24 protein-coding genes and 3 pseudogenes are annotated in these 24,931 nt (G+C 60.2%); 14 read left to right on the plus strand and 13 right to left on the minus strand.

Annotation, left to right across the window (positions count from 1 at the left end; translation table 11 throughout):
* The 6 genes from FFM81_RS27020 to FFM81_RS27045 form a co-directional block, all read right to left on the minus strand.
* A complete protein-coding gene (locus tag FFM81_RS27020; protein ID WP_138385618.1) occupies positions 1-780 on the minus strand; it encodes a TIM barrel protein in 780 nt (259 codons plus the stop codon).
* Positions 781-784: 4 nt separating this feature from the next.
* On the minus strand, positions 785-1,096 hold the full coding sequence (locus FFM81_RS27025; RefSeq protein ID WP_138385686.1) for a MocE family 2Fe-2S type ferredoxin: 312 nt from the start codon (positions 1,094-1,096) through the stop codon (positions 785-787).
* A 38-nt stretch (positions 1,097-1,134) separates the two neighbouring features.
* On the minus strand, positions 1,135-1,956 hold the full coding sequence (locus FFM81_RS27030; RefSeq protein WP_138385617.1) for an ATP-binding cassette domain-containing protein: 822 nt from the start codon (positions 1,954-1,956) through the stop codon (positions 1,135-1,137).
* Positions 1,957-1,964: 8 nt separating this feature from the next.
* Positions 1,965-3,020, minus strand: coding sequence for an ABC transporter permease (locus FFM81_RS27035; protein WP_138385616.1), 1,056 nt, complete (start codon positions 3,018-3,020; stop codon positions 1,965-1,967).
* A gap of 82 nt (positions 3,021-3,102) precedes the next feature.
* On the minus strand, positions 3,103-4,077 hold the full coding sequence (locus FFM81_RS27040; protein ID WP_138385615.1) for a substrate-binding domain-containing protein: 975 nt from the start codon (positions 4,075-4,077) through the stop codon (positions 3,103-3,105).
* A 103-nt stretch (positions 4,078-4,180) separates the two neighbouring features.
* A complete protein-coding gene (locus FFM81_RS27045; RefSeq protein ID WP_138385614.1) occupies positions 4,181-5,203 on the minus strand; it encodes a sterol desaturase family protein in 1,023 nt (340 codons plus the stop codon).
* A 288-nt stretch (positions 5,204-5,491) separates the two neighbouring features.
* On the opposite strand from FFM81_RS27045, the gene FFM81_RS27050 reads away from it, so the two are divergent.
* From FFM81_RS27050 to arsH, 7 genes are all read left to right on the plus strand, one after another.
* Positions 5,492-6,523 (plus strand): LacI family DNA-binding transcriptional regulator, encoded by a 1,032-nt coding sequence (locus FFM81_RS27050; RefSeq protein WP_138385613.1) that lies wholly within the window; start codon positions 5,492-5,494, stop codon positions 6,521-6,523.
* 559 nt (positions 6,524-7,082) lie between these two features.
* Complete coding sequence (locus FFM81_RS27055; protein ID WP_138385612.1) at positions 7,083-7,436, plus strand: ArsR/SmtB family transcription factor; 354 nt, start codon at positions 7,083-7,085, stop codon at positions 7,434-7,436.
* Positions 7,430-7,867: an arsenic resistance N-acetyltransferase ArsN2 gene (arsN2, locus tag FFM81_RS27060; RefSeq protein WP_138385611.1), complete on the plus strand. Its 438-nt coding sequence runs from the start codon at positions 7,430-7,432 to the stop codon at positions 7,865-7,867. The genes FFM81_RS27055 and arsN2 overlap by 7 nt, the downstream gene beginning before the upstream one ends.
* Before the next feature lie 15 nt (positions 7,868-7,882).
* Positions 7,883-8,410, plus strand: a complete 528-nt coding sequence (locus FFM81_RS27065; RefSeq protein WP_138385610.1) for an arsenate reductase ArsC — start codon at positions 7,883-7,885, stop codon at positions 8,408-8,410.
* A gap of 1 nt (position 8,411) precedes the next feature.
* On the plus strand, positions 8,412-9,470 hold the full coding sequence (gene arsB / locus FFM81_RS27070) for an ACR3 family arsenite efflux transporter (protein ID WP_138385609.1): 1,059 nt from the start codon (positions 8,412-8,414) through the stop codon (positions 9,468-9,470).
* Positions 9,471-9,472: 2 nt separating this feature from the next.
* Entirely contained in the window at positions 9,473-9,898 is a 426-nt protein-coding gene (gene arsC / locus FFM81_RS27075; RefSeq protein ID WP_138385608.1) for an arsenate reductase (glutaredoxin), read from the plus strand.
* Positions 9,855-10,601 carry an arsenical resistance protein ArsH gene (gene arsH / locus FFM81_RS27080; RefSeq protein WP_173883863.1) on the plus strand — a complete coding sequence of 249 codons (747 nt, stop codon included), beginning with the start codon at positions 9,855-9,857 and terminating at the stop codon, positions 10,599-10,601. Before arsC ends, arsH begins: the two co-directional genes overlap by 44 nt.
* A 4-nt stretch (positions 10,602-10,605) precedes the next feature.
* Here arsH and arsK read toward each other — a convergent pair whose 3' ends face one another.
* Both arsK and FFM81_RS27090 read right to left on the minus strand, forming a co-directional pair.
* Complete coding sequence (gene arsK / locus FFM81_RS27085) at positions 10,606-11,817, minus strand: arsenite efflux MFS transporter ArsK (RefSeq protein ID WP_138385607.1); 1,212 nt, start codon at positions 11,815-11,817, stop codon at positions 10,606-10,608.
* Entirely contained in the window at positions 11,814-12,161 is a 348-nt protein-coding gene (locus FFM81_RS27090; protein ID WP_138385606.1) for an ArsR/SmtB family transcription factor, read from the minus strand. Before FFM81_RS27090 ends, arsK begins: the two co-directional genes overlap by 4 nt.
* A gap of 42 nt (positions 12,162-12,203) precedes the next feature.
* Between FFM81_RS27090 and FFM81_RS27095 the strand changes: the two genes are divergently transcribed.
* Positions 12,204-12,719, plus strand: a complete 516-nt coding sequence (locus FFM81_RS27095) for a DUF6428 family protein (RefSeq protein WP_138385605.1) — start codon at positions 12,204-12,206, stop codon at positions 12,717-12,719.
* A 48-nt stretch (positions 12,720-12,767) separates the two neighbouring features.
* Here FFM81_RS27095 and FFM81_RS27100 read toward each other — a convergent pair.
* Positions 12,768-13,325 (minus strand): annotated as a pseudogene (locus FFM81_RS27100) (tyrosine-type recombinase/integrase); the annotation flags it as partial.
* A 237-nt stretch (positions 13,326-13,562) separates the two neighbouring features.
* Between FFM81_RS27100 and FFM81_RS27105 the strand changes: the two are divergent.
* The 5 genes and pseudogenes from FFM81_RS27105 to FFM81_RS27125 all read left to right on the plus strand — a co-directional run bounded on the left by FFM81_RS27105 (position 13,563) and on the right by FFM81_RS27125 (position 17,575).
* Positions 13,563-14,534, plus strand: coding sequence for an alpha/beta fold hydrolase (locus FFM81_RS27105; protein WP_138385603.1), 972 nt, complete (start codon positions 13,563-13,565; stop codon positions 14,532-14,534).
* A gap of 63 nt (positions 14,535-14,597) precedes the next feature.
* Positions 14,598-15,343 (plus strand): annotated as a pseudogene (locus tag FFM81_RS27110) (alpha/beta fold hydrolase).
* Positions 15,340-16,195 (plus strand): annotated as a pseudogene (locus FFM81_RS27115) (alpha/beta fold hydrolase). Before FFM81_RS27110 ends, FFM81_RS27115 begins: the two co-directional pseudogenes overlap by 4 nt.
* A gap of 26 nt (positions 16,196-16,221) precedes the next feature.
* Entirely contained in the window at positions 16,222-16,923 is a 702-nt protein-coding gene (locus FFM81_RS27120) for an isochorismatase family protein (protein ID WP_138385602.1), read from the plus strand.
* A gap of 22 nt (positions 16,924-16,945) precedes the next feature.
* Positions 16,946-17,575: a pyridoxamine 5'-phosphate oxidase family protein gene (locus FFM81_RS27125; protein WP_138385601.1), complete on the plus strand. Its 630-nt coding sequence runs from the start codon at positions 16,946-16,948 to the stop codon at positions 17,573-17,575.
* A gap of 28 nt (positions 17,576-17,603) precedes the next feature.
* Here FFM81_RS27125 and FFM81_RS27130 read toward each other — a convergent pair whose 3' ends face one another.
* Positions 17,604-20,360 (minus strand): ATP-binding protein, encoded by a 2,757-nt coding sequence (locus tag FFM81_RS27130; RefSeq protein WP_173883886.1) that lies wholly within the window; start codon positions 20,358-20,360, stop codon positions 17,604-17,606.
* A 291-nt stretch (positions 20,361-20,651) separates the two neighbouring features.
* Between FFM81_RS27130 and FFM81_RS27135 the strand changes: the two genes are divergently transcribed.
* On the plus strand, positions 20,652-21,458 hold the full coding sequence (locus FFM81_RS27135) for a GNAT family N-acetyltransferase (protein ID WP_138385600.1): 807 nt from the start codon (positions 20,652-20,654) through the stop codon (positions 21,456-21,458).
* 309 nt (positions 21,459-21,767) lie between these two features.
* On the opposite strand, the gene FFM81_RS27140 is transcribed toward FFM81_RS27135, so the two are convergent.
* From FFM81_RS27140 to FFM81_RS27150, 3 genes are all read right to left on the minus strand, one after another.
* Positions 21,768-22,745: an NADP-dependent oxidoreductase gene (locus tag FFM81_RS27140; protein WP_138385599.1), complete on the minus strand. Its 978-nt coding sequence runs from the start codon at positions 22,743-22,745 to the stop codon at positions 21,768-21,770.
* Between the two features lie 111 nt (positions 22,746-22,856).
* Positions 22,857-23,816 (minus strand): SDR family oxidoreductase, encoded by a 960-nt coding sequence (locus FFM81_RS27145; RefSeq protein ID WP_138385598.1) that lies wholly within the window; start codon positions 23,814-23,816, stop codon positions 22,857-22,859.
* Positions 23,817-23,829: 13 nt separating this feature from the next.
* Positions 23,830-24,909: an alkene reductase gene (locus FFM81_RS27150; RefSeq protein ID WP_138385597.1), complete on the minus strand. Its 1,080-nt coding sequence runs from the start codon at positions 24,907-24,909 to the stop codon at positions 23,830-23,832.
* Between the last annotated feature and the right edge of the window lie 22 nt (positions 24,910-24,931).

Raw genomic sequence — 24,931 nt, forward strand, 5'->3', positions numbered from 1 at the left:
CTACACCGTAAATGCATTGCGGAAGGCTGTGAGGGCGGCTTCCGGGTCACCGGACGCGAAGGCCTCCATGCCTACCGGGCCGGCATAGCCCATTGCGTTCAGCGCCTTGGCAACGCCATGCCAGTTCACCTCGCCCGTGCCAGGCTCGCAGCGACCGGGAACGTCGGCGACCTGGATTTCGCCAATCCAGGGCAAGGATTTGCGGCAAAGCTCGATGAGGTTCCCCTCGCCGATTTGGGCGTGATAAAGGTCAAGATTGAGCTGCAGGCGCGGGTGATCGATGCTTGAAACGAGCGCCAGCGTATCCTCGGCGCGACCGAAAGGGACGCCAGGATGATCAACCGGCAGGTTGAGGTTTTCGAGCGTGAAGGTCACGCCTTCCTCTTCCGCCATCTCGGCGATCCGCCGCAGCGTCTCGCTGGCCTTCAGCCACATCGCGCCTGTCACGACCTCGATCGGCTGAACAGGCAGACCGCCCTCCCCGAGCCCTGTTCCGTGCAGGTTCAGACGCTGAACGTCAAGCCGCTTGCCGACCTGAGCGGTTTCCCGCGCGCTGCGGAGAAGTTCGTCGGCTCCTTCATCGTCCGTCAGCCGCCCCGTGAGATAGCCATTCATGATGGTGAAAGAGGCGCCGGTCGCTTCCAGCTTGGCGAGATCATGCTCGGGCCAGTTCCAAAGGCCGACGCCGAACCCCATTTCCTTGAGACGCGACGCGCGCCACTCGATGGGTCGGTCCCGCCATATCATTTCGGCGCAAGCCGCTAATGCAAATTGTGTCATATGGTCAGATCTCTATGAAAACGTCGCCATTCTCGACCTTTACCGGCCAAGTCTTCAGGTTGATGCAGGCGGGCGCGCGCTTAGCCTCGCCATTCTTGTAGTTGAAAAGGGCCCCATGCTTCGGGCACTCGATCGTGCCCTCCATCACCAGGCCGTCGGCTAGATGCACACGTTCGTGCGTGCAGATGCCGTCGATGCAGAAGAACTCGTCCTCGGGGCTGCGAATGACCAGAAAGGTGCGCCCTCCCTGATCGAAACGGATCTGCTCTTCGAGCTCGACGTCATCGGTTGCGCAGGCGCGGGTCCAGGTCCCCATCATCTCATCCTTCGGTATTTCAATTTACACGTTCGACATCAGCCGGCCGCGAGCTGCGGCGCGTGGCCTTCATGGTTGTTCCGATAGCCGTCGATCTGGGCCTCGAGTTCGGCCATGGTCTCGCCTCCGGCCATCAGGTCGGTGATCTCCTCGCGTGTCTTCTCACCCTTGCGGAAGTCCGCCGCGATCGCACCGCGGATCAGCACCGCGAAGTGATCGCCCACCGCCATGGCATGCATCACTTGGTGGGTGATGAAGACGACCGCTAGGCCACGGCGTTTTGCCTCGTTGACGATCCTGAGAACATGCGTTGCCTGCTTGACGCCGAGCGCCGCTGTCGGCTCGTCGAGGATCAGCACCTTGGCGCCGAAATGGACGGCGCGAGCAATCGCAAGCGACTGCCGCTCGCCTCCCGACAGACCGCCCACCAGCCGGTCGCCGTCATCGATACGAGTAATCCCGAAATCTCGGATAGCCTTGACGGCGACATCGTTGGCTTTCTTGCGGTCGAAGATCTTGAACGGTCCCCAGCCCTTGGTTGGCTCGACACCGACAAAGAAGCTGCGGCCGATCGACATCAGCGGAAACGTTCCTCCGAATTGGTGGACCGTTGCGATACCGCGGGTGCTCGCGTCGCGCGGACCGCCGAACTCGATCGGCTTGCCGTCTATTTCCATAGTGCCGGAGTTCGGACGATAGACGCCGGACAGAACTTTGATCAGAGTCGATTTGCCGGCTCCATTGTCGCCGAGCAGGCAGAGCACTTCGCCGGGACAGATGTTTAAAGATATGTCGTTGAGGACGTCGATTGGGCCGAAGGACTTGCAGATGTTTCTGAGCGTCAGAATGGGTGTGGACATTATCGATCTCACTTCTTCTTCGGCGAATAGGACAGCGCCATGCTGCGGAAGGTGTTGTTCATCAGCACCGCGAGTAGCAGCATCACGCCGATGATCAGGCTCGACCAGTTGCGGTCGAAGGACGTGAAGTAGATGCCCTGGTTGACGACGGCGAAGGTTATGGTGCCGAAGAAGATACCGATAATGGAGCCGAAGCCGCCGGTCAGAAGCACGCCGCCTACGACAACCGAGATGATCGAGTTGAAGATGAAGGACATGCCGGCGGAGACTTGGGCCGAGTTGAACAAGATCGCCTGACACATGCCAACGAAGGCCGCGCTGGTGGAAGACAGTACAAAGAGCGCGATCGTAAGCTTGGTTGTCGGTATTCCGGCGTTGCGGGCACTGATCCTGTCACCGCCCATGGCGAAAATCCAGTTTCCAAACGGCGAGAAGTGAATGAAGAACACGTAGATTGCGGTGAGCGCGAGCCACCAGAAGATGATGACCTGGAAGGTGTTGCCCACGAATGACCCGAACACAAGCTTCGCCAATTCGGGCGCCTTGAGCGCAACGCTCGTGGTGCCCGTCAGCAGGACGGAGAGACCCAGCACGCAGCCTGCGATCGCAAAGAGCGTTCCGAGGGTGACGATCAGCGACGGCACATTGGTGCGAATAACCAGGTAGCCGTTGATCAGACCGACCAGCACACCCAGGCCCAACGACGCCGCGATCCCGAGCCAAATGGGCATTCCGTAGTAGCCCGAGATGATCGCGACGGTCATCGAGCCTGCGGGGATCATCGAACCGATCGAGATATCGAGTTCGCCGGCGATCATCAGCAGTCCGATCGGAAAGGCGACGATGCCGAGATTGGCTGCGACGTTCAGCCAGCTTGCGGCCCCGTTCGGCTTTAGGAAGTCCATGCTTCCGAAGACGAGGAAAAATACGAAGACGCCGACGAGACCGAGGAAAGCCCCCGCCTCCGGCCTGCGGAACAGGCCGCCAACGGAGAAGCCGGTGGCGGAGGTTGCTTTCGGTGTTTGGGCCACGGCGATTGGTTGGCTTGCGGTTTTCAAACTCATGATGGTTCCCCTTCCCGGCTTGCGGGTTGTCGTAAGGCCGCCCCCTGGAGAGGTGCAGGGGGCGGCCGACGAGCGCGCGTTCTTAGCGAGCGCCCTTCGATACGCCCTGCAGCGTCGAGTCGATGTTGGAGGCGTCGACGATGCCCGGTCCGGTCAGGACCGGCTTCACAGGAAGGTCGGTTCCGAAATCGATGTGAGAGGCAAGCAACGTGACTGACAGGAGCGACTGCAGGTACGGCTGCTGATCGATGGCGAAAAACTGCGCCTTGTTCTTGATGCGGTCGAGCGCCGCCTCGTTGAAGTCGAAGGAGCCGAGCTTGACGTTCTCCGCCTTGCCAGCCTGCTGGATGCCGCTGGCGGCAGCATCCGCATCTCCGGCGCCGATGGTGATGACGCCGTCGATCGCGCCGTCCTGCGTCAACGTCGCCTTGACGGCTTCGGCAATGGCGGTCGGGTCTCCGAAGCTCGTCGCCGGCAGCGGCAGCTGCTTTCCGGTGCCACCCGCCTTGGTTATGCCGTCGATCACGCCCTTGCAACGGGCTTCCTGATTGGCGCTGCCAGGGAGCGTGTTGACGCAAAGGACGTTCTTCTGTCCTCCCTTGCCAAAGTAGTCGCCGCCTGCGACGCCGGCGAGATACTCGTCGGAGCCGACATAATTGATCGCACCGAGCTCCTTTGCTTTATCGAGGGAGCCCGCGTTCATGAGGATGATCTTGATGCCGGCGCTGGCTGCGGCCTTTATTGCCTCGTCCTCGGCCTCCGGAACCCAGTTCGGAACGACGAGCCCGGTCACGCCCTGGCTGATCGCGGTGCGCACGAGACCCGCGGCGTCCGGACCGAGGTTGTCGTAGGTCTGCAGTTGAAGGTATGTCACCTTGCCGCCGTTTGCCTCGATCACGAACCGGCTGTCGTCGACGCCTTTCTTGATCTTGGTCCAGAATGCGTCGTCCGTCTTGCCGCCGACCACAGCGATATTGGCGGCGAGCGCTGCACCTGCGGTGAGACAGATAACGACCGTGGTCGCGAGGGCCTTGGTCATGTTGCTCAGTATTGTCATCGGGTTTTCCTCCCCCAGTTTCCGCCGGATGGCGGGTTCAAAGATGTGATGCGTGTGCTTCGAGTGCCCGCCTCCTCGCGAGCGCCTTGGGATGGTCTAAAGCTTAGGAGCTGGCGCGGGCAGCCTTGGCGTTCATGCGCGCCTTCTTCTTCTCGAAGCGGGCCTCCATCTGCGTGTCGCCGTCCTTCGTGCCGTCGTGCCAGGTGCCGAACCATTTATCGAGCGGGATCAGGCCGTCGCCGCCATAGTTCACCTCGAAATACTTGTGGTGCAGGTAATGGGCATAGGCATGCGTATCGATCGGCGTGTCCTCGGTGACCTCAAGCTTGTCAAAGCCGATATGCCCGTTGACCGCTCCGAAGCCGGCAATGTGCAGCTGAAACAGCGCAACAATCGGGTTCGACGGGATCACGAGGTGCCACAAGGCTACTGCGTGATAGAGGAAGCCTTCGACCGGATGCATAGAGAGAGAAGACCACGGCGACGGATTCACCGAGTTGTGGTGGACCGAATGGATACAGCGATAGAGCGGCCCCCAATGAATCAGCCGGTGGATGATGAAGAAATGCACTTCATGGATCACAGGTGCGATGGCGACAATAAACGCGAGATAATAAGGGTTGTTGGCCCAGGTCAGCCAAGGAACCCAGCCATTGGCGAAAATCCAGAGGAAGGTCACCTCGACGACCGTCCAGAGCGGTATCGACAGGAAGAATGAGCGCAGGAAATTGTCGATGTTCTGGCTCTTGAACCAGAAGACATCGGATGGCTGCTCGCCGGGAAATTTGGCGTTGTACTTGAACCGGTTGCCTTGCTTGCGCTTGACGTAAAAGAAGAGCTCCACGGAGCCATAGAAGACGAAGATCGCGGTTGCGTTGACGGCATAAAGCCAAAGCGCCCAGCCCCAACTCAGGGTCTTCATCACTTCGACGTCGGGCACGACATAGAACCAGTAAAGGAGTGCCGTTGCCATGTGGAACGCGTTCCATGGCCAGATGTATTCCGGCAGCCATTTCAATATGGACGGGATCTTCGGTGGCCATGCCCAGAAGGGGGCTACCTCGATGCGGGCGCTCGGCGCCCAGTCGCCGCGCTTGTTGCGCTTTCCATATTTGAGATCATCCATCGTCATGCCTCCCGGACGCCGCTTGTCCAATGTTCGTCATGGGGGAAGGCCACCTGACATCTGGGCAATATTCCGCCGCCTTCAGGCACGAGCCCAAAGCGACCAAACCAATTGTCGAGACCATTTCCTCCCAGAGCGAGCGTACCGTTGTAAAACTCACTCGCTTCCTGTGACAGGTATAATGCCAACTTGACGCAGTCTAAATCAAGGCGCATTTCTTTCTGGCAATGCGTTCGTATCATTCATCTCATCAACAACGACATATGATACGTTGTGTATCATGGAGGCATGATGAAGAGACCCACAATCCGCGACGTTGCTGAAAAGGCCGGCGTCTCAGTTGCGACGACCAACCGGGTGTTGTCGGGAGCGGACAGCGTCAGGCCAGCGACCCGCGAGAAGGTGCGCGAAGCAGCCGAAGCGATCGGCTTCTACGGCCTGGGTGCGATTGCGGCGCGCAACAATGCTGCGCGGCCACGATATCGCTTCGGCGTCATACTGCTTCAACCGCACCGCCCTTTCTATCAGCTTGTCGCACGCGCGCTCATGGAAGCGGCGCAGGCGCAGGATGCGTTCGACATAGAACTGCGAATCGAACATCTGGAGGACCTATCCCCACAAAACACGGCGGAGCGCGCCTTGGTACTCGCGAACGAATGCGACGCCATATGCATGACGACCGCCGTACACCCGGTTGTCACCAAGGCTATCGAGGAGATCCAGGCACGCCGTATCCCCGTCTTCGCGCTGATCTCGCAGTTAGCCGCCACAGGCCAGATTCACTACATCGGCCTCGACCACTGGAAAGTAGGACGGACCGCTGGGTGGGCGTTCCACAACATCTGCAAATCGCCGGGAAAAATTGCACTCTTGGTGGGCAATCCGCGGTTTCGAAACCAGGAAATGAACGAAACCGGTTTCCGATCCTATTTTCGAGAGCACGCCAGCGACTTCGCCCTGCTGGAACCATTGTCGACGTTCGAATCCTCCGCGGTCGCTGAGGAAATGACTGAGCGGTTTTTGAGCGAGCACCCTGATCTCGCGGGTCTTTATGTGGCGGGTGGCGGCATCAGCGGAGTGCTCGCAGCGCTGCGTACGACAGGCCGAGCCGGAACCCTTGTCGTTGTCGGATATGAGCTAATGGACAATGTGCGCTCTGCCCTGCTTGACGGCGCGCTGACTTTGTCGATCTCCCATCCGCTCGCAGAGCTTGCCAGCGAGGCAATCACCGGGATGATCAAGGCGGCGGGCTCGAAGGAAGCAAATAACAGTTACACGAAAATCGTGCCCTTCAATCTCTACACGCGAGAAAATGTGTGAAATCAACGCATGAAAACTTTGGTTTGATCATGACGTGACTCCCTTGTGTCAACGCTTCAGTAACATCCGGCTTCTCGGCTACTGACCTCCCTTCCCTAAAGCACTCATCACCTGGGGTTGATCAACGGCAAGCACGACCGGCTTTGCGCTAAATGAACTTTATCTGTGAACCCGGCCGATCCGGGGCGAAGCGCGCAGGATTGGAAGATGGCGTCGCGCCGGCAACCGCGGGACATCTTCCGGCCGCCGCGAAGAGCAGAGGGGGCAAGGGCGCGGGAAACAAGGTGCAAAATTGCACCGCCCGCGGCGAAGCTTCCCTTGCCGCCGACAGGTCGCCAGCGGCACTCGGAACGGCAACTGCCGGCTCAGTGAGCCGGCCAGGGGAAGAACTCATGCTTATGTGGAGGTGAGCATAAACATGAATATGAGCCGTGGTGACTTATGGTCACCCCAGGTTCGATCGCCCTGCTTTGCAGGGCATCCTCGACTTTCAGGTGCACATAATCCGCAGCCGGTCAGAGGCGGTTGACTTCTCCAAGATATCCATTATTCTGGATATATGGAAAGCAACAACGCAATAGCGGCCCTTGCGGCCTTGGCACAAAACACCCGCCTCGAGACGTTTCGGTTGCTCGTACGGCACGAACCGGATGGAATTCCGGCAGGCGAGCTCGCCCGGCTCCTCGATGTCCCGCAGAACACGATGTCGGCGCATCTTGCGACGCTGTCCCGTGCAGGGTTGGTGAAGAGCGAACGCCAGAGCCGATCAATCATCTACCGGGCCGACCTAGACGGCCTGCGCGACCTGACACTATTCCTGCTGAAGGACTGCTGCGGCGGATCGACGGAGCTTTGCGCTCCCCTGATCGCAGAACTGACGCCATGCTGCGCGCCGGCGGCGAAGCCATGTTGAGCGCGATCGCATTGCACGAAGTGGCCGGTAGCGACGCTCGTCTCCGCGAAGCGCTCCGTGCGGCGGATCTCCCGACCGATGACATTGAAGACGAAGGCCGCGCCTTCCTCGAAGCCGTCTTCAGCGACGGCCAAACGATCGGATATGCCGGCCTCGAACGATGCGCCGGCGATTACCTGCTGCGTTCTGTTGTCGTGCTCCCGGAACATCGGGGCCATGGGTTCGGCCGGGCAATCGTCGAGGCAGCGCTGCGAGGCGTCGGTGGCGATGTCTTCCTCGCTACGACGAGCGCCGCGCCGTTTTTCTCGATCATCGGGTTTTCAGAGGTGCCGCGAGCCGAAGTGCCGGCCGCGGTGCTTGCGACCCGCCAACTATCCTCCATTTGCCCCTCTTCGGCGACCATCATGAAGCTCAACAGGCCTCCGACCTAACAACGGACCACGACCATGACTGACAAGACCTATAACGTGCTGTTCCTCTGCACGGGCAATTCCGCTCGCTCTATTCTCGCCGAGTCCATCCTCAACAAAGAGGGCGGCGGCCGGTTCAAGGCCTATTCCGCCGGCAGCCAGCCGAAGGGCGAAGTCAATCCGCACGCGCTCAAGGAACTGGATGCGCTCGGCTATCCATCGACGGGTTTCTCATCGAAGAGTTGGGACGTGTTCGCCGAGGCAGGTAGCCCAGATATGGATTTCATCTTCACCGTCTGCGACAGCGCAGCCGGAGAAGCCTGCCCTGTATGGATTGGCCATCCGATGACCGCCCATTGGGGCGTCGAGGATCCCGCGGCCGTCGTCGGAACTGAAGTTGAGATTCAGCGTGCTTTCGCCCAAGCTGCACGGTTTCTGAAGAACCGGATCACCGCCTTCATCAACCTGCCCTTAGCCTCGATCGACCACCTGGCCCTCGAACAGCACGTTCGACAGATCGGTTCACTCGAAGGCGCATCGGTCAAATCCCCAAAGGCCGAGTAAGATGTCAACATTTGAACGATACCTGACCGTTTGGGTCTTCCTCTGCATCGCAGTCGGCGTTGCGCTCGGTCACATGATGCCCGGCGTCTTCCAGATCATCGGGGGCGCCGAGATCGCCAAGGTCAACATCCCGGTCGCGATCCTTATTTGGCTGATGATCATCCCGATGCTGCTGAAGATCGATTTCCGGTCGTTGGCGCAGGTCGGCTCCTACTGGCGCGGGATCGGCGTCACCCTGATCATCAACTGGGCGATCAAACCGTTTTCCATGGCATTGCTGGGATGGCTGTTCGTCGGCTGGCTCTTCCGGCCATATCTGCCCGCGGATCAGATCGACTCTTATATCGCAGGGCTGATCATCCTTGCCGCAGCACCCTGCACGGCCATGGTCTTTGTCTGGTCGAACCTGACGCGAGGCGAGCCGCTGTTCACCCTGTCGCAGGTCGCCTTGAACGACGCGATCATGGTGGTTGCATTCGCACCGATCGTCGGCCTCCTGCTCGGTCTCTCGGCCATCACCGTGCCGTGGGCGACGCTTGCCCTGTCGGTCGCGCTCTACATCGTGTATCCCGTGATCATCGCCCAGGTGCTGCGGAGCTACTTGGCGGCCGATGGCACAACAGGCGCGCTCGATCGCTTGCTTGCGAAGCTGCAGCCGGTATCGCTCGTCGCGCTGCTCGCGACGCTCGTGCTTCTCTTCGCCTTCCAGGGCGAGCAGATCATCGCCCAGCCGGCCATCATAGCGTTGCTGGCCGTGCCGATCCTGATCCAGGTCTATCTAAACTCCGGGTTGGCCTATCTCTTGAACCGCATGGCAGGCGAGCGCCATTGCGTCGCGGGGCCGTCCGCCCTCATCGGCGCCAGCAACTTCTTCGAGCTCGCGGTTGCCGCCGCCATCAGCCTGTTCGGGTTTCAGTCGGGCGCGGCGCTCGCCACCGTGGTCGGTGTGCTGATCGAGGTGCCCGTAATGCTTTCGGTCGTCTGGATCGTGAACCGCTCGAAGGGTTGGTACGAGGCATCGCCCGCCGTTTCCCGCAACAGCATCATCGAAAGGCCCTGACCATGGACGCCACCATCTATCACAATCCCGCCTGCGGCACGTCTCGCAATACGTTGGCGCTGATCCGCGCCGCTGGGATCGAACCCACCGTCATCGAGTACCTGCAGAACCCGCCATCGCGCGAGCAGCTCTCGAAGATGATCGCAGATGCCGGCCTGACGGTCCGCGAGGCGATCCGTGAGAAGGGCACGCCCTATGCGGAACTGGGCCTCGACAATCTGGACCTCACCGATGATCAGTTGCTGAACGCGATGATCGCCACCCCGATCTTGATCAACCGACCACTCGTCGTCACGTCGCTGGGCACTAGGCTTGCTCGCCCCTCGGAGGTCGTGCTCGACATCCTGCCGGCCGATGCCTTCAAAGGATCTTTCACCAAGGAGGATGGTGAACAGGTCATCGACCAGGAAGGAAAGCCCATTGTCTGAGACATTCCCCGCACTGCACGACGACCATCTTCAGCCGATTGCGCCAGAATCGCTGCGGCCAGCATTCTCGACGCACAAGCCCAGAATCCTGATCCTCTATGGATCGCTTCGGGAAGTGTCTTATAGCCGTCTCCTTGCCTTCGAAGTCCGTCGGCTGCTCGAACGCCTCGGATGCGAGGTGCGGATATTCGATCCGGCCGGATTACCGCTCCCGGACGAGGCACCCGTCAGCCATCCCAAGGTGCAGGAACTCCGTGAGCTGTCTCAATGGTCGGAAGGCCAGGTCTGGATCAGCCCGGAGCGCCACGGTGCCATGACCGGGATCATGAAGTTGCAAATCGACTGGATCCCGCTGTCGCTCGGCTCCGTCCGCCCGACCCAGGGCAAGACGCTTGCGGTGATGGAAGTGTCCGGCGGCAGTCAGTCCTTCAACGCTGTGAACCAGCTGCGCATCCTCGGCCGCTGGATGCGGATGATCACCATTCCCAACCAGAGCAGCGTTGCGAAGGCGTTTCAGGAATTCGACACCGATGGCCGGATGAAGCCGTCGTCCTACTATGACCGCGTCGTCGATGTCTGCGAGGAACTGGTGAAGTTCACGATCCTCACCCGCGATGCCTCGTCCTACCTCACCGACCGCTATAGCGAGCGGAAGGAAGAGGCGGCCGAGCTGGAGAAGCGGGTTTCGCTCAAGTCGATCTGACGGATCAGGCCGTCGCGGCGGCAGGTTGCCGGCAGGATGCGGCCACCGCGACAAATGCCGCAATACTGACCGCTCCGAGGCAGGCGTTTGCGATGAGAGCGAAGCTCAGCCCGATATTCTCCATGGTGGCCGCGAACACGAAGGGCGCGCCGGCGCCGACCGCCAGACGGGCGGCGGCCATCTTGCCGGTGATCGCTCCATATCCGTCCGATCCGAACAGATGGAGCGGCAGGCTTCCCTGGGCGATGCTGTTGATGCCGGAACCGAGCCCGAGGCAAATGGCGAAGGCGACCGCACCCGGCAGCCAGTTGCCTGTCATCAGCAGGATCAGGACGCCGAAGACGATGAGCACGGCCGATAGGACCGCAAGCCCAGGCGGCGACAGGTTCTTCCCAAAAACCATGTTGATCAGACGGCTCAGAACTTGCGCCGGGCCGAACAACGAACCGATCACAACGGCTGCAGCGCCCAGCCCGATCGAGCCGAGCATCGGCACCATATGGGCAAGGATCGCGGCGAGCGTGAAGCCGAGGAGCGCGAAGGCAAAGGAGACGATCACCATCGCGCGGCGCCGGGCGTGCGGCGGGATCGCGCCGATGACCGTCTCGCGCGGCCGGATGGATGCTTCGCCTGCCTTCTTTCCGAGGCTTCGGATCCAGAAGTGCAGCGGCATGCAGAGGAACAGGTTCAGCGCCGCAAAGACGAGATAGATTTCGCGCCAGGACAGATAGCCGGTGAGCGTTGCCGAGATCGGCCAGAAGATCGACGAGGCAAAGCCGCCGATCAGTGTCAGATAGGTGATGCTGCGGGAGGCTGTGCGAGGGTCGCTCTCGACCAGCGCTGCGAACGCCGCCTGATACTGGACCATGCCGGACGACACTTCGAGCAAGATGATGGCGATGGCGAACACCGCGACCGAGGGCGACCAGGCGCAAAGGGCGAGCGTCAGCGCTGCGAGGGCCGAGCCCGCTGTCATGATCGTCGCGGCGCCAATCCGGTCCATCTGCCTGCCGATATAGGTGGCCGACAGTCCACCGATGAACAGGGACACGGAGAATACTCCGAACACCTCTGCCAGCGACAAGCCGAGATCCGCCGCCATGCCGGGGGCCAGGATGCTGAAGCTGTAATAGAGCGTGCCGTAACCGATGATCTGTGTCAGGCCGAGGGCCGAGACGAGCCCAGCCGGGATTTTCGAACTATGCAACGACGTCATCCTTGCCCACCGGGCTGCAGCAGTCGTCGGCATGCTCGGACGTTCTGCCTGATCGTCGGATGGCCGGCGCAGCAGTCTTCCATCAGGAATTTGACGAGATCGGCAAGCGCGTCGTAGCTGGCGTTGTAGATGATCGAGCGGGATTCCCTTCGCTGCGAGATCAATCCCGACCGCTCCAATTCCTTCAGATGGAAGGAGACATTCGTGGCGGAGACGCCCATCCGCTCGGCGATGACACCTGCCGCCAAGCCGTCCGGTCCGGCGACGACTAGTGCCCGGACGATGGCAAGGCGCGTCTCCTGAGAGAGCGCCGCGAACGAGGAAAGGGCTTGACGTTCATCCATACTTCAATAATCCTTGAACTATTGGATAGAGGGATAACGCATATGAACGCGATCGACAAGACCGTTTCGACCGACATCAGTCTCGGCCACCTCCTCGATGTGCTCGCGGTGGCGCCCGATGCCCCGCTGGTGTTCAGCTATGACGGCAACCCCGTCCGGCCTGGATACCACGTCACCGAGGTGAAGGCTGGGCAGTTTTCGGCGCTCGATTGCGGTGCCAACCCGGAAGCCTGGGCAGAGATCTTCGTGCAGCTCTGGGATATCGACGAGGATGGCCGCACACACATGCCGGCCGGCAAGTTCGCGGCGATCATCCGCAAAGTCTCCGACCATGTGCAGCTTGAGCCGACGGCAAAACTCACGTTCGAGGTCAGTGAGGGAGAGCGGCCGATGGCCCTCTACTGCGCGTCTGCACCGCGGCTCGTCGCCGGCACCTTCGAGGTCTCCCTTGCCGCTCGACCAGCAAGCTGCAAGCCGCGGGATCGCTGGTTGGCGCAGGAGCAGGGCAAATCATCCTGCTGTGGGCCGGCGAGCACGTCGTCGAAGTGCTGCGCTTGAGCCGCCCAATCTGGTGCGCTCCCGGACGCCACGCCGGGAGCGAGGGGACTACAGCGCCTGAAGGAATGCCATCAGCTTGTCGGGCGGCCGGTAGCGAACACCTGTCGCGTTGACGGGCTGAAGCCGACTGAGGGCATCTTCCTTCATCACAAGGTCAGCCTCCATGTAGACGTGCGTCGTGCTGATATCTTCGTGTCCGAGCCAAAGCGCGATCACGGTCAGATCGACGCCGGACTGCAGTAGATGCATCGCCGTGATGTGCCGGAATGTGTGCGGCGATATCGCCTTTGCCCTGATCGATGGAACGTTTCTACCGGCAGCATCGACGGCGAGGTCGAGGCGTTGCCTTACGCTGGAACGCGATAGGCGCCCACCTGAACTGTTGGGAAAGAGGTAGGCATCCGCCCCGCGATCATGAAGATCCTGCATCCATCGCTTCAACGTTCGTGCGGTTTCACTCCAGAGCGGCACGCTCCGGCGCTTCCGCCCCTTCCCATGCAGGTGGACCACCGGCGCTGTCTCCAGAATGACGCTACCGACACGAAGATCTATGACTTCGGACACCCGTGCGCCAGTGTTGTAGAGGAATGCAAACAGTGCCCGGTCGTCATAGCTATCGGTCGTTCAAAGAACCGCAGACGTGGAGAGCTTCCCATGAGACTGCTTCAATGGATCGGCTTTCGTTTGGATCGAGCCATTCACGCTGCTCATTGTGAGTCCTTCGACGGCCAACTGTTCAACTTTTTACCCTTATTTATCCCAGGACCGAAGACCGGCGATGCTAGTCCTTTTTCCAGAGGCGCTGATGTGGATCGGCACCCAATTTGGAAAAAGGAAAGCATCATGAAAAAGCATCTGCTCGCCACTGTCGCACTTCTCATGGCCATCTCTCCCGTTGCAGCTGAAGCCCGCTGCGTGCCGAACACCGCAGTCATCGCCGCGAAAGCCGTTCCCGTCATTCAGTACAAAAACACGACGATCGATGGCGTAAAAGTCTTTTATCGTGAAGCCGGCCCCAAGGACGCACCGGTGCTACTGCTTCTGCACGGATTCCCGACCTCGTCCCATATGTTCCGCAACCTCATTCCACTGCTTGCGGACCGCTACCGCGTGATCGCGCCTGACTATCCCGGCTATGGCCAGAGTGACGCCCCCGACCACACCCAGTTTTCCTACACATTCGAGAACCTGACCAACATCGTCGAAAAACTGACCGAAAAGGTCGGCGCCGATCGCTACAGCATGTATGTGATGGATTACGGCGCACCGATCGGATACCGGCTCGCGCTCAAACATCCCGAGCGGGTTGAAACCCTGATCGTGCAGAATGGCAACGCCTATACCGAAGGCCTCGCCGCGTTCTGGGATCCGATCAAGGCCTATTGGGCCGAGAAGACGCCGGAACGCCGGGAAGCGCTCGCCGGTCTGGTCACCCTCGAAACCACGAAATTCCAGTATACCGACGGAATGGGCGATGTCTCACATATCAGCCCCGACAACTGGGTCGTCGATCAGGCCTTGCTCGATCGGCCGGGCAACAAGGACATCCAGCTCGATCTCCTGGGCGACTACGGCAGCAATGTACCGCTTTACCCGCAATTCCAGGCCTTCTTCCGCGACAACCAACCGCCAACGCTGATCGTCTGGGGCAAGAACGACAAGATCTTTCCGGAACCTGGCGCGCACCCCTATCTTCGCGATCTCCCGAATGCCGAGATGCACATTCTCGATAGCGGCCATTTTGCCCTCGAAGACAAGCTCGATGTGATGGCGCCGCTCATCCGGGATTTCCTCGACCGCAAGGTTTGCAACTGATCGATAGCCAATCCGTTCTGCGGGGCCAGCGGCCCCGCAACTCCCCCGTCAAAGGAAAAGATCATGACCAATCCCGTTTCGGGCACCCAGACAGCTGGTGCCCCGTCCCTCTCGATCGTCCTCGTGCACGGCGCATTTGTCGATGGCTCCGGATGGCAACAGGTCCATGGCGAACTTGTCGACCGCGGCTTTGAAGTTCTCGTCGCTCAACACCCGACGACCTCGCTTGAAGGCGACGTTGCCGTGACCGAGAGCCTGATTGCCGCGGCTCGCCACCCGGTTCTCCTGGTGGGCCACAGCTACGGTGGAGCCGTCATCACCGAGGCTGGCGTCAACCCAAAAGTCCAGGCTTTGGCCTACATCGCGGCTTTTGTGCCGGATGCCGGCGAATCCGTCGCGGCCCTGAACGAAGCTCCTGAAGAGCCCGGCGAAACGAAGGCACCGTTGCTGCCGCCGCAGGACGGCTACCTCGTTGTCGACCCGGCCCGCTTTCCGGAAGCATTTGCCGCTGATGTCGACCTTGCGACCACGCGCTTCATGGCGGCGGCGCAACTGCCCTGGGGCCTTGCAGCGGTCATAGCACCCCTCACCCATGCAGCCTGGGAGACCAAACCCAGCTTCTATCTCGTCGCATCTGCCGACAGGATGGTGCCGCCCAGCGCGCAGCGCCGGATGGCCAAGCGTGCGAGTGCTGCGATCACCGGATCGACAGCAGTCACGCAGCGATGCTGTCGCACCCGCAGGACGTCGCGGCGTTCATCGCAGCCGCCGCCTCGGCCGCAACGCCGACCGAAGGTGCCGGACGGTGACCCGGCCCGTCACCCATCACCGAACCACCAGCGTTGAAGGCGTGGAAATATTCTACCGCGAGGCTGGAGAGAAAGGCGCCCATGTCGTGGTGTTGCTGCACGGTTTTCCAAGCTCTTCGCACATGTACCGCAACCTCATCCCAGCGCTTGCCGACCACTATCATGTGATCGCGCCCGACCTTCCGGGGTTCGGTCTGTCGGCAATGCCGTCTTCCAGCGAATTCGAATACAGCTTTGCCACTTTCTCGGATGTCATCGCCGGTCTCCTCGAACAGCTGGGCGCCGAACGCTACGCGCTCTATGTCATGGATTATGGCGCGCCAACCGGGTTTCGTCTGGCGGTCGCGCATCCGGATCGGGTGACCGCCCTGATCGTCCAGAACGGCAATGCCTATGAAGACGGCATGGGTGACGGCCTATTGGGCCGACAACGGCCCGGTAAACCGCGACGCGCTGCGGCCTTTTCTATCGCTTGACGGGACACGTTTCCAATATCTCGCCGGCACAAAAGATGAGACGCGGATCGATCCGGCAGCATGGTTATACGATCAGCTCTTCCTCGACCGCCCGGGCAGCACGGACATCCAGCTGGGCATCATCTACGACTATAGGACCAATGTCGCGCTCTACCCCGACTTCCACGCCTATTTCCGCGCGCATAGGCCGCCGGCCCTGATCCTGTGGGGCGAAAATGATCCCATTTTCCTGCCGGAAGGCGCACGCGCCTTCCTCCGCGACCTGCCCGAAGCCGAGCTTCATTTTTTCGATACCGGACATTTCGCCCTTGAGGACAAGGCGGACGAAATGATCCCTGTCATGCGCGACTTCCTCGCCCGAAACCTGACCCGCTAACTGAAACCCAAAAGAGGATAATGACCATGTACAACAGCAAATCCAAGCCGAGCGTCCTTCCGACCGGTGGCGGCGCAGCCCTCATCGACCCCTCCGACCCGCTGATCCTGCTTCTCGATCATCAGTCGGGATTGTTCCAGACGGTCAAGGACATATCCGTGTCTGATCTGCGCCGGAATGTGGAGATGATCGCCAGGCTCGCCACTCTCTTGAACATCCCGGTGATCACCACCGCTTCGGAACCTGCCGGCACCAATGGTCCGCTGATGCCAGAAATCCATGAATTGGCTCCACACGCCGTCTATGTGCCACGCAAGGGGGAAGTAAACGCGTGGGACAATGACGATTTCGTCGCAACGGTTCGCGCAACCGGCCGCAAAACTCTCATCATGGCAGGCGTCTGGACCAGTGTCTGCGTGATGTTTCCGGCACTCGACGCCCGCGCTGCCGGCTACGACGTCTATGCGGTGCTCGATGCCTCGGGGGATCCGAGCGAAATGGCCTCGCGGATTTCACTCGCCCGCTTCGTGCAGGGCGGCGTCAAGCCGACATCGACCAATGCATTGCTGTCTGAGCTTCACCGCACCTGGGCGCGTCCCGAGGCTGCCGAGCTTGGCAAGCTCTACGGACTTGCCGCACCAAACTATGCCGCCGTGGCCGAGAGCTATGCCCGCGCGCAACAGGCCGCGCAATCTAGCACCTTGTGCATCCGACGCCCTGCGAACTGACCACACTTTAGGGAGATACGATATGAGTTACGGTTTTATGGATATCGCGATCACGCCTTCAGTTCGCAGGGCGCAAGTGGAAATGGGAGCGGATCATTTCTGGTCCGACTTCAAGGGACACCGCGAATTCGACCGGTTCACGGCACAGGAGACCGCGTTCATCGCACAGCGCGACAGCTTCTACATAGCCTCCGTTTCGGAAACCGGCTGGCCTTACGTTCAGCATCGCGGCGGGCCTGCCGGCTTTCTCAAGGTCCTCGACGATCGCACCCTCGCCTTCGTCGATTACCGCGGCAATCGTCAATATATCACCACCGGCAATCTGGCAGAGAACGATCGGACATGCCTGTTTCTGATCGACTACCCCGCGCGCACCCGCCTGAAGATCTATGCCCGTGCCGAGAAGCTGGCCCTTGACGCCGATCCGGTACTTACCGAGGCCATCACCGATGGTGCTTATGGAGCCAAGGCTGAACGCATTTTCAGGTTGAAGCTCGAGGCGTTCGATTGGAACTGTCCGCAGCATATCGTGCCGCGTTACACCGAAGCCGAGTTTTTGGCAGCCTCGCGACATCTTCTGGACAAGGTCGCTCAGCTTGAGCAGGAAAATGTGTCACTGCGGGAGCGCCTCGATTTGCGACGAAAAGATTGAGCACGAACCCAGGATGAATGCAGCAAGGTCAACCAAAGTCCGTTGCATCGATGGCAAGCTGGGTCCGTTCGGTAGCGGCACCTGCACCCATTGCGCGGGCGCAATCCAATGACGTCTGGAAATAGCGCATCGCCTTGTCGGGCCGCCTGTTTCCGGCTGCAATCATTCCCGCAACGCGCCAAAGATCCGGATGCCACCAACGCTCTTCTCGTATGCCAGTTTCTGAAAGCACGGCGCGCAGACTATCCTCAGCAAGCTGCAGTTCGCCTGCGGCAAGATATGCCTCCGCCAACAGGCTCCGGTAGAAGGGCACGCGAACACGCCAGTTCCCCCGAAGCAATCCGCTGATACTGTCTTGCATCAGGGTAAAGCCTGCCTGCTCACCTCGAGAGGACTGGATAGCACCCGCGAAAAACTTGGCTGTCCCCTCGTAAATGCCGACGCTTTCTCGCCGGCTGACGTCGGCCAGTTGGTGCTGAAGCCGCGAAGCAGTTTCGAGATCACCCTCCACGAAAGCGATAGGAAGGGCCGCAAGCGAGATCGCATTGCCCAAGGAGATCATGTGATCGAGATCGGCGGCACGATCGATCGCCTGACCGGCCAGCCGGGAGGCACGATCCGAATCACCCTGCAGCCAAGACAGAAATGCCTGAGAGAAACGAATACCGGCAGGCAAATCGACCTGGAACCTGGACAAGCCATGCCCCTCCTCCAGGTGACCCCAATCATCCATCAGCGCCTCCAGGTGGGCCGATGCCGAATTAAACTCGCCTGCATAGATCTTGATATGCGCTAAAAGTCGTTTGCCGTCGGGCGCCGTCGTCCAGTCCAGAGCCTTTGCTGCCGCAAACTCGTTCATGCTGCGCAATGCCGTGCGGGGCCGGCCGGAATAGGCCAGAAAAACGGCCTGTCCGCACACCGATCGTATTTGAAATTCCGCGTCGCGCGACCCGTTCGCATGAAAGATGCTTTCGCGCCAAGCATCATCGGTTTGCGGGTGCATGTGGCGCGCCAGTGTCATGGCCCAGGCCCGCGCCGTGGAGAGCTTGGCTCGGCCCAGTGGCGCGAGCCCCATGAGGGCAGCGCTGTTTGACCCGGCAAGGTCGATGGCCTCCAGCATTTCCCTAAACGCCGATAGTTCTTGCCACAGCGGCAAGGCAGCGACCACCAGTTCGACACCCAAAGCCGCATCGCCTGCGGGATCAAACGCCCAGCCGATGGCCGCGCGAACGTCGTCGATCTGCCTCCGATATTTGCCGAGCCATTCGCGAGACGTCTGCGACGACCATTCCCGTTCGGCGATCTGCAGCTTGTCCTTTGTTCGAACGGCAAAATGCCGTCTTGCCTTCTCTCTGTAGAGGGAACCTGACAGACGCCGCGCGGCATAGGCACCCGTGCTTTCGGCAAGTCTGTAATGCACAGTCCCGCCGTCGTATTCCGCTGATACCAGCGACTTTGCCACTAGCTGCGACAGTGCGTCCCGCCCGGTCATCGGCTCCAAGGCGCCGGCGGAATACATCGCCTCCACGTCGTCGGCGTTGAAACGGCCGGAAAATACCGAAAGCAGACCGAGCAAGATCGCCTCACGGTCAGGAAGAAGTCGATAGCTCCAGTCGAGCGTCGCTTCTAAGGATTGGTGGCGCAAGGGTGCATCCCTTGCTCCCCGGTTCATCGTATCAAAGCCATCCCTGAAGAGGTCATCGAGCGCCGAGGGTGCAAGAACACTGGCCGTACCGGCGGCCAGTTCGATGGCAAGTGCCAAGCCGTCCAGCCGTGAGCAGATCGAAACAACACTGCGGACATATTCATCAGTAGGCTTTGTATCGCCTGAACCGTACGCCTTTGAAATGAACAGCTGGATTGCCGGAAACTGTAGCGCGTCGCTGATGGACAGTGTCGTCGTCTGGTGCGGATAAGCCAATCCTGAGAGAAAATGAATCTGCTCGTGCCGCGTCCGTAACGGCTCGCGGCTGGTCGCAATGATCCGCGCCGAAGGAACGTCCGCGGATATCCGCTCAACGATCGTCGCGGCCATCGCGATAACGTGCTCGCAATTGTCGATGATGAGAAGCAGCCGGTTGCTGCGAAGGACGTCGATCACGCCTGCGATGGGATCGTCAAACCCCAGCGACACGCCGAGGGCGGACGCGATCGCTGGCACCACAAATCGCGGGTCGCTCAGCGTCGAGAGATCCGCAAAGGCGATGGCTTCGTTTGCCCCGCAGGATTGCTCAGCAACCGTGACCGCAAGAGAGGTTTTTCCCGCGCCGCCTGGCCCGACGATGGTGACGTAACCCGCTTGATCGAGCTTTTCCGAGATCTGCCGGGTCGCGTCGTCGCGGCCGAGGAGCGGCCGAACCTGGGGTGCCGCGATATGATGGCTTGTGCTGGCAACCACTTGCCGGGCTGGCGCCGGGCCATCGCTTTCCAAGGCGGCGACGAACTTGTAACCTCGCCCAGCAATGGTTGCGATGTACTCCATCGAAGGATCAAGTTCGGCCAGCGAGCGTCGAAGGTTGCCGACATTGACCTTCAGGTTATGGTCGTGGACGATATAATCTGGCCATACATGCGCAAACAGATCGGCTTTGCTGACAACCTCGCCCGCCCGCGCCACGAGCAGGGTCAGAATGTCGAAACCTCGCCCACCGAGGCCGACGGGTTGCCCCTTGTACAGGAGGGATTGAGCTTCTGGCAGAAAACGGAAATTTCCAAACTGGAAAGCGGTCTGTTTCGACAATGTCTGGAACCCGAGATCGTGTGACACCCTGCTCTCACAATTCATAAAAAATTGAACGATATACCGCACTGGCCAGTTTTCAAAGCGTATGGAGACATGTTGCACCGCAGGCTGGCTCAAGATGAAGGTTGCCAGGCCTCTTCGCAGATCTTCGATGGTATTGGAAGATCGTCTAGCTCGCTTAAAATCACTCAACGCCAAAGTCGGCCAAAATCCTCGTCAACGGCATTTCTCGCCCAGACGAACGTGCAGGATTCGCCGATGGAATTGTTCTATTTTTAATCCGACAGTTCCGTTATCTGCTTTCGGCGAAGTGTCTGCCTTTGGAGTACTCTCTTGGATTCTTGTTCTTCTGATCAGCCCTGCCTTACGCAGGAGGACGCCATTGAGGCCAAAGCTTTCATTGATCTGCACAAGGCCGCCCGCGGCCGAGTGGCGGACGAGGAGCGATTCGCATGCGTTTCCATGAATGGCGGATGCACGATCTCACTACCGAGCGCGCCTGCGATCGGCCTCAACCGTATCCTTGGCCTCACCACACGTGAAGATCTCGACAAAGCCTACAGCTGGATGAGGGGAAGGACGGGGAACCGGTTCTTACAGGTCAATGCCGACACTGCATCGGACGACCTGACACAGTGGATCGAGGCGAAGGGGTTGGTTGCCTACGGACCTGCATGGGCGAAGCTTCGGCGATCCACGGACCCGGTTTCTCTTCCATCGCCCGGCACCGTGAAAACACGAAAAGTTCGGCCCGACGAAGCCGAGGTATTCGGCGCCATGATGTGTGCCGGTTTTGGCTTTCCGGAAAGCCTCACTGCTCTATGGGCAGCAATCGTGGGACGCGACGGATGGTCTTGTTTCTACGCGTTGGATGGAGACATGCCAGTGGGAACAGGAGCAATGTTCGCTTCAGGATCCTTTGCGTGGCTCGGCGGTGGAACGACCGTGCCGAGCTTTCGAAACCGGGGTGCGCAGAAAGCCTTGATTCAAGCTCGCCTAGAAGAAGGCGCAGACCGTGGCGTGTCGACTTTCGTGGTCGAGACCGAAGTGCCATCGGCCGAAAAGGCCAACATCTCGAACGCCAATTTAGCGAAAATGGGTTTCGTGCATATCTATAATCGCAGCAACTTCATTTTATGACGGACTTGCAGTCAAGAGAGAGCCAAGGTCCTGCATTAGCAATATGATTTGGTTCGGCAGCTTAGTGTGACTGACTGTACGGATATTTACGGGGCCAGTACACTGTAAGGTTACGCCCTGGCTCTTGAACGAAATCGAACCGATGGCCACTGACTTTATTTCGCTAAGCCTTTGATCCGTAAGCCGCAGCCGCGCGGGGCGCGAAGCGTTCTGGTCCCGCGAGAGGCGTGGCGCCCCTATAGGCTCGGCCTGTGCTGACCGGATCCCAAATCGCCGTCATTACCACCGCTCGAAAGCCAGACGTGGTGATCAACCGGTCAGATCCACAACGATCTTGCCGGGAGCGTGACCTGTGCGATTGCGCTCGATGGCTACCCGGAGATCGCCGAAGCCGACGACTTCAGCGACGGCTGATCGCAATCTTCCAGCTGAAATCTGGCGAGCAATCGCGGCCAGGCGAGCGGTGTCCGGCTTGTTTGATAGAAAAACCCCGCGGCGGCCCTCTGGTGCGCGCGACCCCACGTCCGGAGCGGCGATGCTCAAAAGGAGGCCGTCAGGGGACAAAAGCGGCCAGAGCTGGTCCAAGGCCTTGCCGCCAACCGTATCGACGACCAAGTCGATTTGACCGGTGAGATGCTCTAGGGTTTGAGTGCGGTAATCTATGACCTCGTGAGCGCCCAAATCGCGCACATGCTGAAGACTTGTGGTCGAGGCCGTGCCATAGACGAATGCTCCGGCTGCCTTGGCGAACTGAACGGCAAAACCGCCGACGCCGCCAGCCGCACCCTGGATCAGCACCCGGCGTCCAGACAGCTCGAAGTCCGCTGCCTGAATAACATGCCAAGCCGTCATTGCGGCTACAGGGATTGCGGCAGCCTCGACGTCGGATAGTCCATCCGGGGTCAAGACGAGCTTCTCGGCATTGATGACCAGAAAGTCGGTGTAGGCTCCCACGCCACCGAGGGCTGCCATGACCCGATCTCCGGCCTTGACGTGGGTAACGCCGGGGCCGGTTTGAAGCACGATGCCAGCCATCTCGATGCCGAGCGTTGCGGGCAGGGTCAACTTGAAGCGCTCGCGCAGATGGCCTTCACGAATTTTCCAGTCGATGCCGTTTACCGCCGCGGCCTTCACAGATACCAACACCTCACCCGGACCGGGATCGGCAGCGGGCACCTGATCAACCGTGAGGGTTTCCGGTCCGCCATAGGCTTGCAGCCGCAAGGCACGGCCACTGGTCGTTTGTTCGCTGGAATTGCCTCTCTCGGGCGTTGCAGTTTGGTTCATAGCCATATTCTCCTGGCGAGGCACCGCAGCAGTGGGCGGCCCCGCTATCGCATCTTGTTTTCTCGAAAATGGCGCGACATCGCGCCATTATTGAATGATCCTGCCTGCGTCTCAGGAAATGAGCTGCTGGCCGCGTGCCCACCGCGTGATCGCGTCGCGGGCTGTCGGAGCCGGTCCGAAGAAGCGCTCCTGCCTGGCCGTGTTCGAGACATATAGCCCCGTCTTGAAGAACAGGAACATCTGGATCAGATCGTAGCCGAGCTCGGAGAACAGCTTGACCGGCCGCGCCGCCACGCGAAGAATCCACCAAGGGATGATCTGGATCTTCAGACGCCTGTTGATGACGCTGGAGATGATCTCTGCCAGTTCCTGCTGGTTCTTCGGTCCATCGCTCCAGCCGACATCGATGGTCTGGTTGACGATCTCGCTACCTCGATATGTTGCCGCCTTCGCAAGATAGGCGGCAAGATCATCCGTTAGCACATAAGACCACCGTGTGGTCTTGTCGCCCATGCCCTGGAACTTGCCACCCTTGACGGCCTTAGCAATGTAGTCCGTGCTCTGGTCGAGAAACGAGGGTGCGCGAACAATGACATAGGGAACGCCCGACGTCTTGATCAGATCTTCGGCGACCTTCTTGGCGTGGAAATGCGGAACCTTCGAAGCGGCTTCAGAGCTCACGATGCTGAGGAAGACAAATCTGGACACCTTTGCCCGGGCCGCTGCCTCAATGAGGTTCTTGTTGCCCTGGAAGTCGGTGTCGAGGCTGCCCTTCATATAGCTGTTGGCCGAGCTGACGACGACGTCGACGCCCTGCAAGGCACGATCCAGCGATGCCGGGTCCATCATGTCGCCGCGCACCCATTCGACGCCGGCAACGTCGCCGGATGGAGCGCCCTTACGTGACATGGCGAGAACGGTGGCATTCTCGTCTTGCGCCAGATTGCGCAGGATCTTGGCTCCGAGAAAGCCGGTCGCGCCAACGACGAGGATTTTCAGTTTCGCCCCCGCGGTCGAGCCCTTCGATGCACTTCCGAGGCCGAGGCTTGTTGGTGTCGGTGATTGGGTCATATCAAACCTCCCCTCACGCACTGGCACTGACTGAAGTGTCGAGAGCAGGGTAATCTGTGTAGCCCTCTGCGCTGCCACCATAATAGGTCTTCGGGTCTGCCTCGTTCATCGCGGCATTCGCCTTCAACCGCTCGACGAAGTCGGGATTGGCCAGCACCAGCTGACCATTGGCTTCGAGGTCGGCCAGCCCCGAGGCCACGTCGGTTCCAATCTGATCGCGCGGGCGACCCGGACGATTGATGATCAGGGACTGATGCCAGAGCTTGCGGACATCGGCGGCCAACGCCTCGTTGCCCAGATGCATGATGTGCAGGTAGGCAAGGCCGAGCTTGTCGAGTTCGGCTACCAGGTAGCGGTAGAGATCCGGTCCTTCTGCGCCTTCGTCGATGCCCCATATTGTCGTACCGGGGGACAGGCGGATCGCAGTGCGGTCCGCACCGATTTCGTCGGCGATTGCTGAAGCCACCTCGATGGCAAAGCGAGCGCGGTTCTCGATCGAGCCGCCATATTCGTCCGTGCGGGTGTTGGCGCTCAGGGCGAAGAACTGCTGGACGAGATAGGCGTTCGCGCCGTGGATTTCGATCCCGTCGGCACCTGCGTCAATAGCAGCGCGGGCGGCCTTGCGGAAATCGGCGACGGTCTGGCGCACCTCTTCGGTGGTCAGTGCGCGCGGCGTGGGAATGTCCTTCATGCCGGTCATCGTGAACATGCCCGTCCCCGGCGCGATCGCGGACGGCGCGAGGCCCTGGCGATGGTGCGGCGTGTTGTCCGGATGGTTCATGCGACCGGCATGCATGAGCTGAATGAAGATTGCGCCGCCCTCGTCGTGGACGGCCGACGTGATCTTCTGCCAGCCGGCGATGTGGGCAGGCGTGTAGATTCCGGGGGTCATCAGATAGCCCTGGCCGTCGTCGGACGGCTGGGTGCCTTCGCTCACGATCAGGCCGACGCTGGCGCGCTGCGCATAATATTCGACAGCCAAATCGCCGGGCGTGCCGTCAAAGGCGGCACGGCTGCGGGTCATCGGTGCCATGACGAGACGGTTGGACAGGGAGTAGCGGCCGACATGGACGGGTGTGAACAGTGGGTTCATCTGATTTCTCCTTCAGTTGCCC

The sequence above is a fragment of the Rhizobium hidalgonense genome (genome assembly GCF_005862185.2).
Classification (GTDB): domain Bacteria; phylum Pseudomonadota; class Alphaproteobacteria; order Rhizobiales; family Rhizobiaceae; genus Rhizobium; species Rhizobium hidalgonense.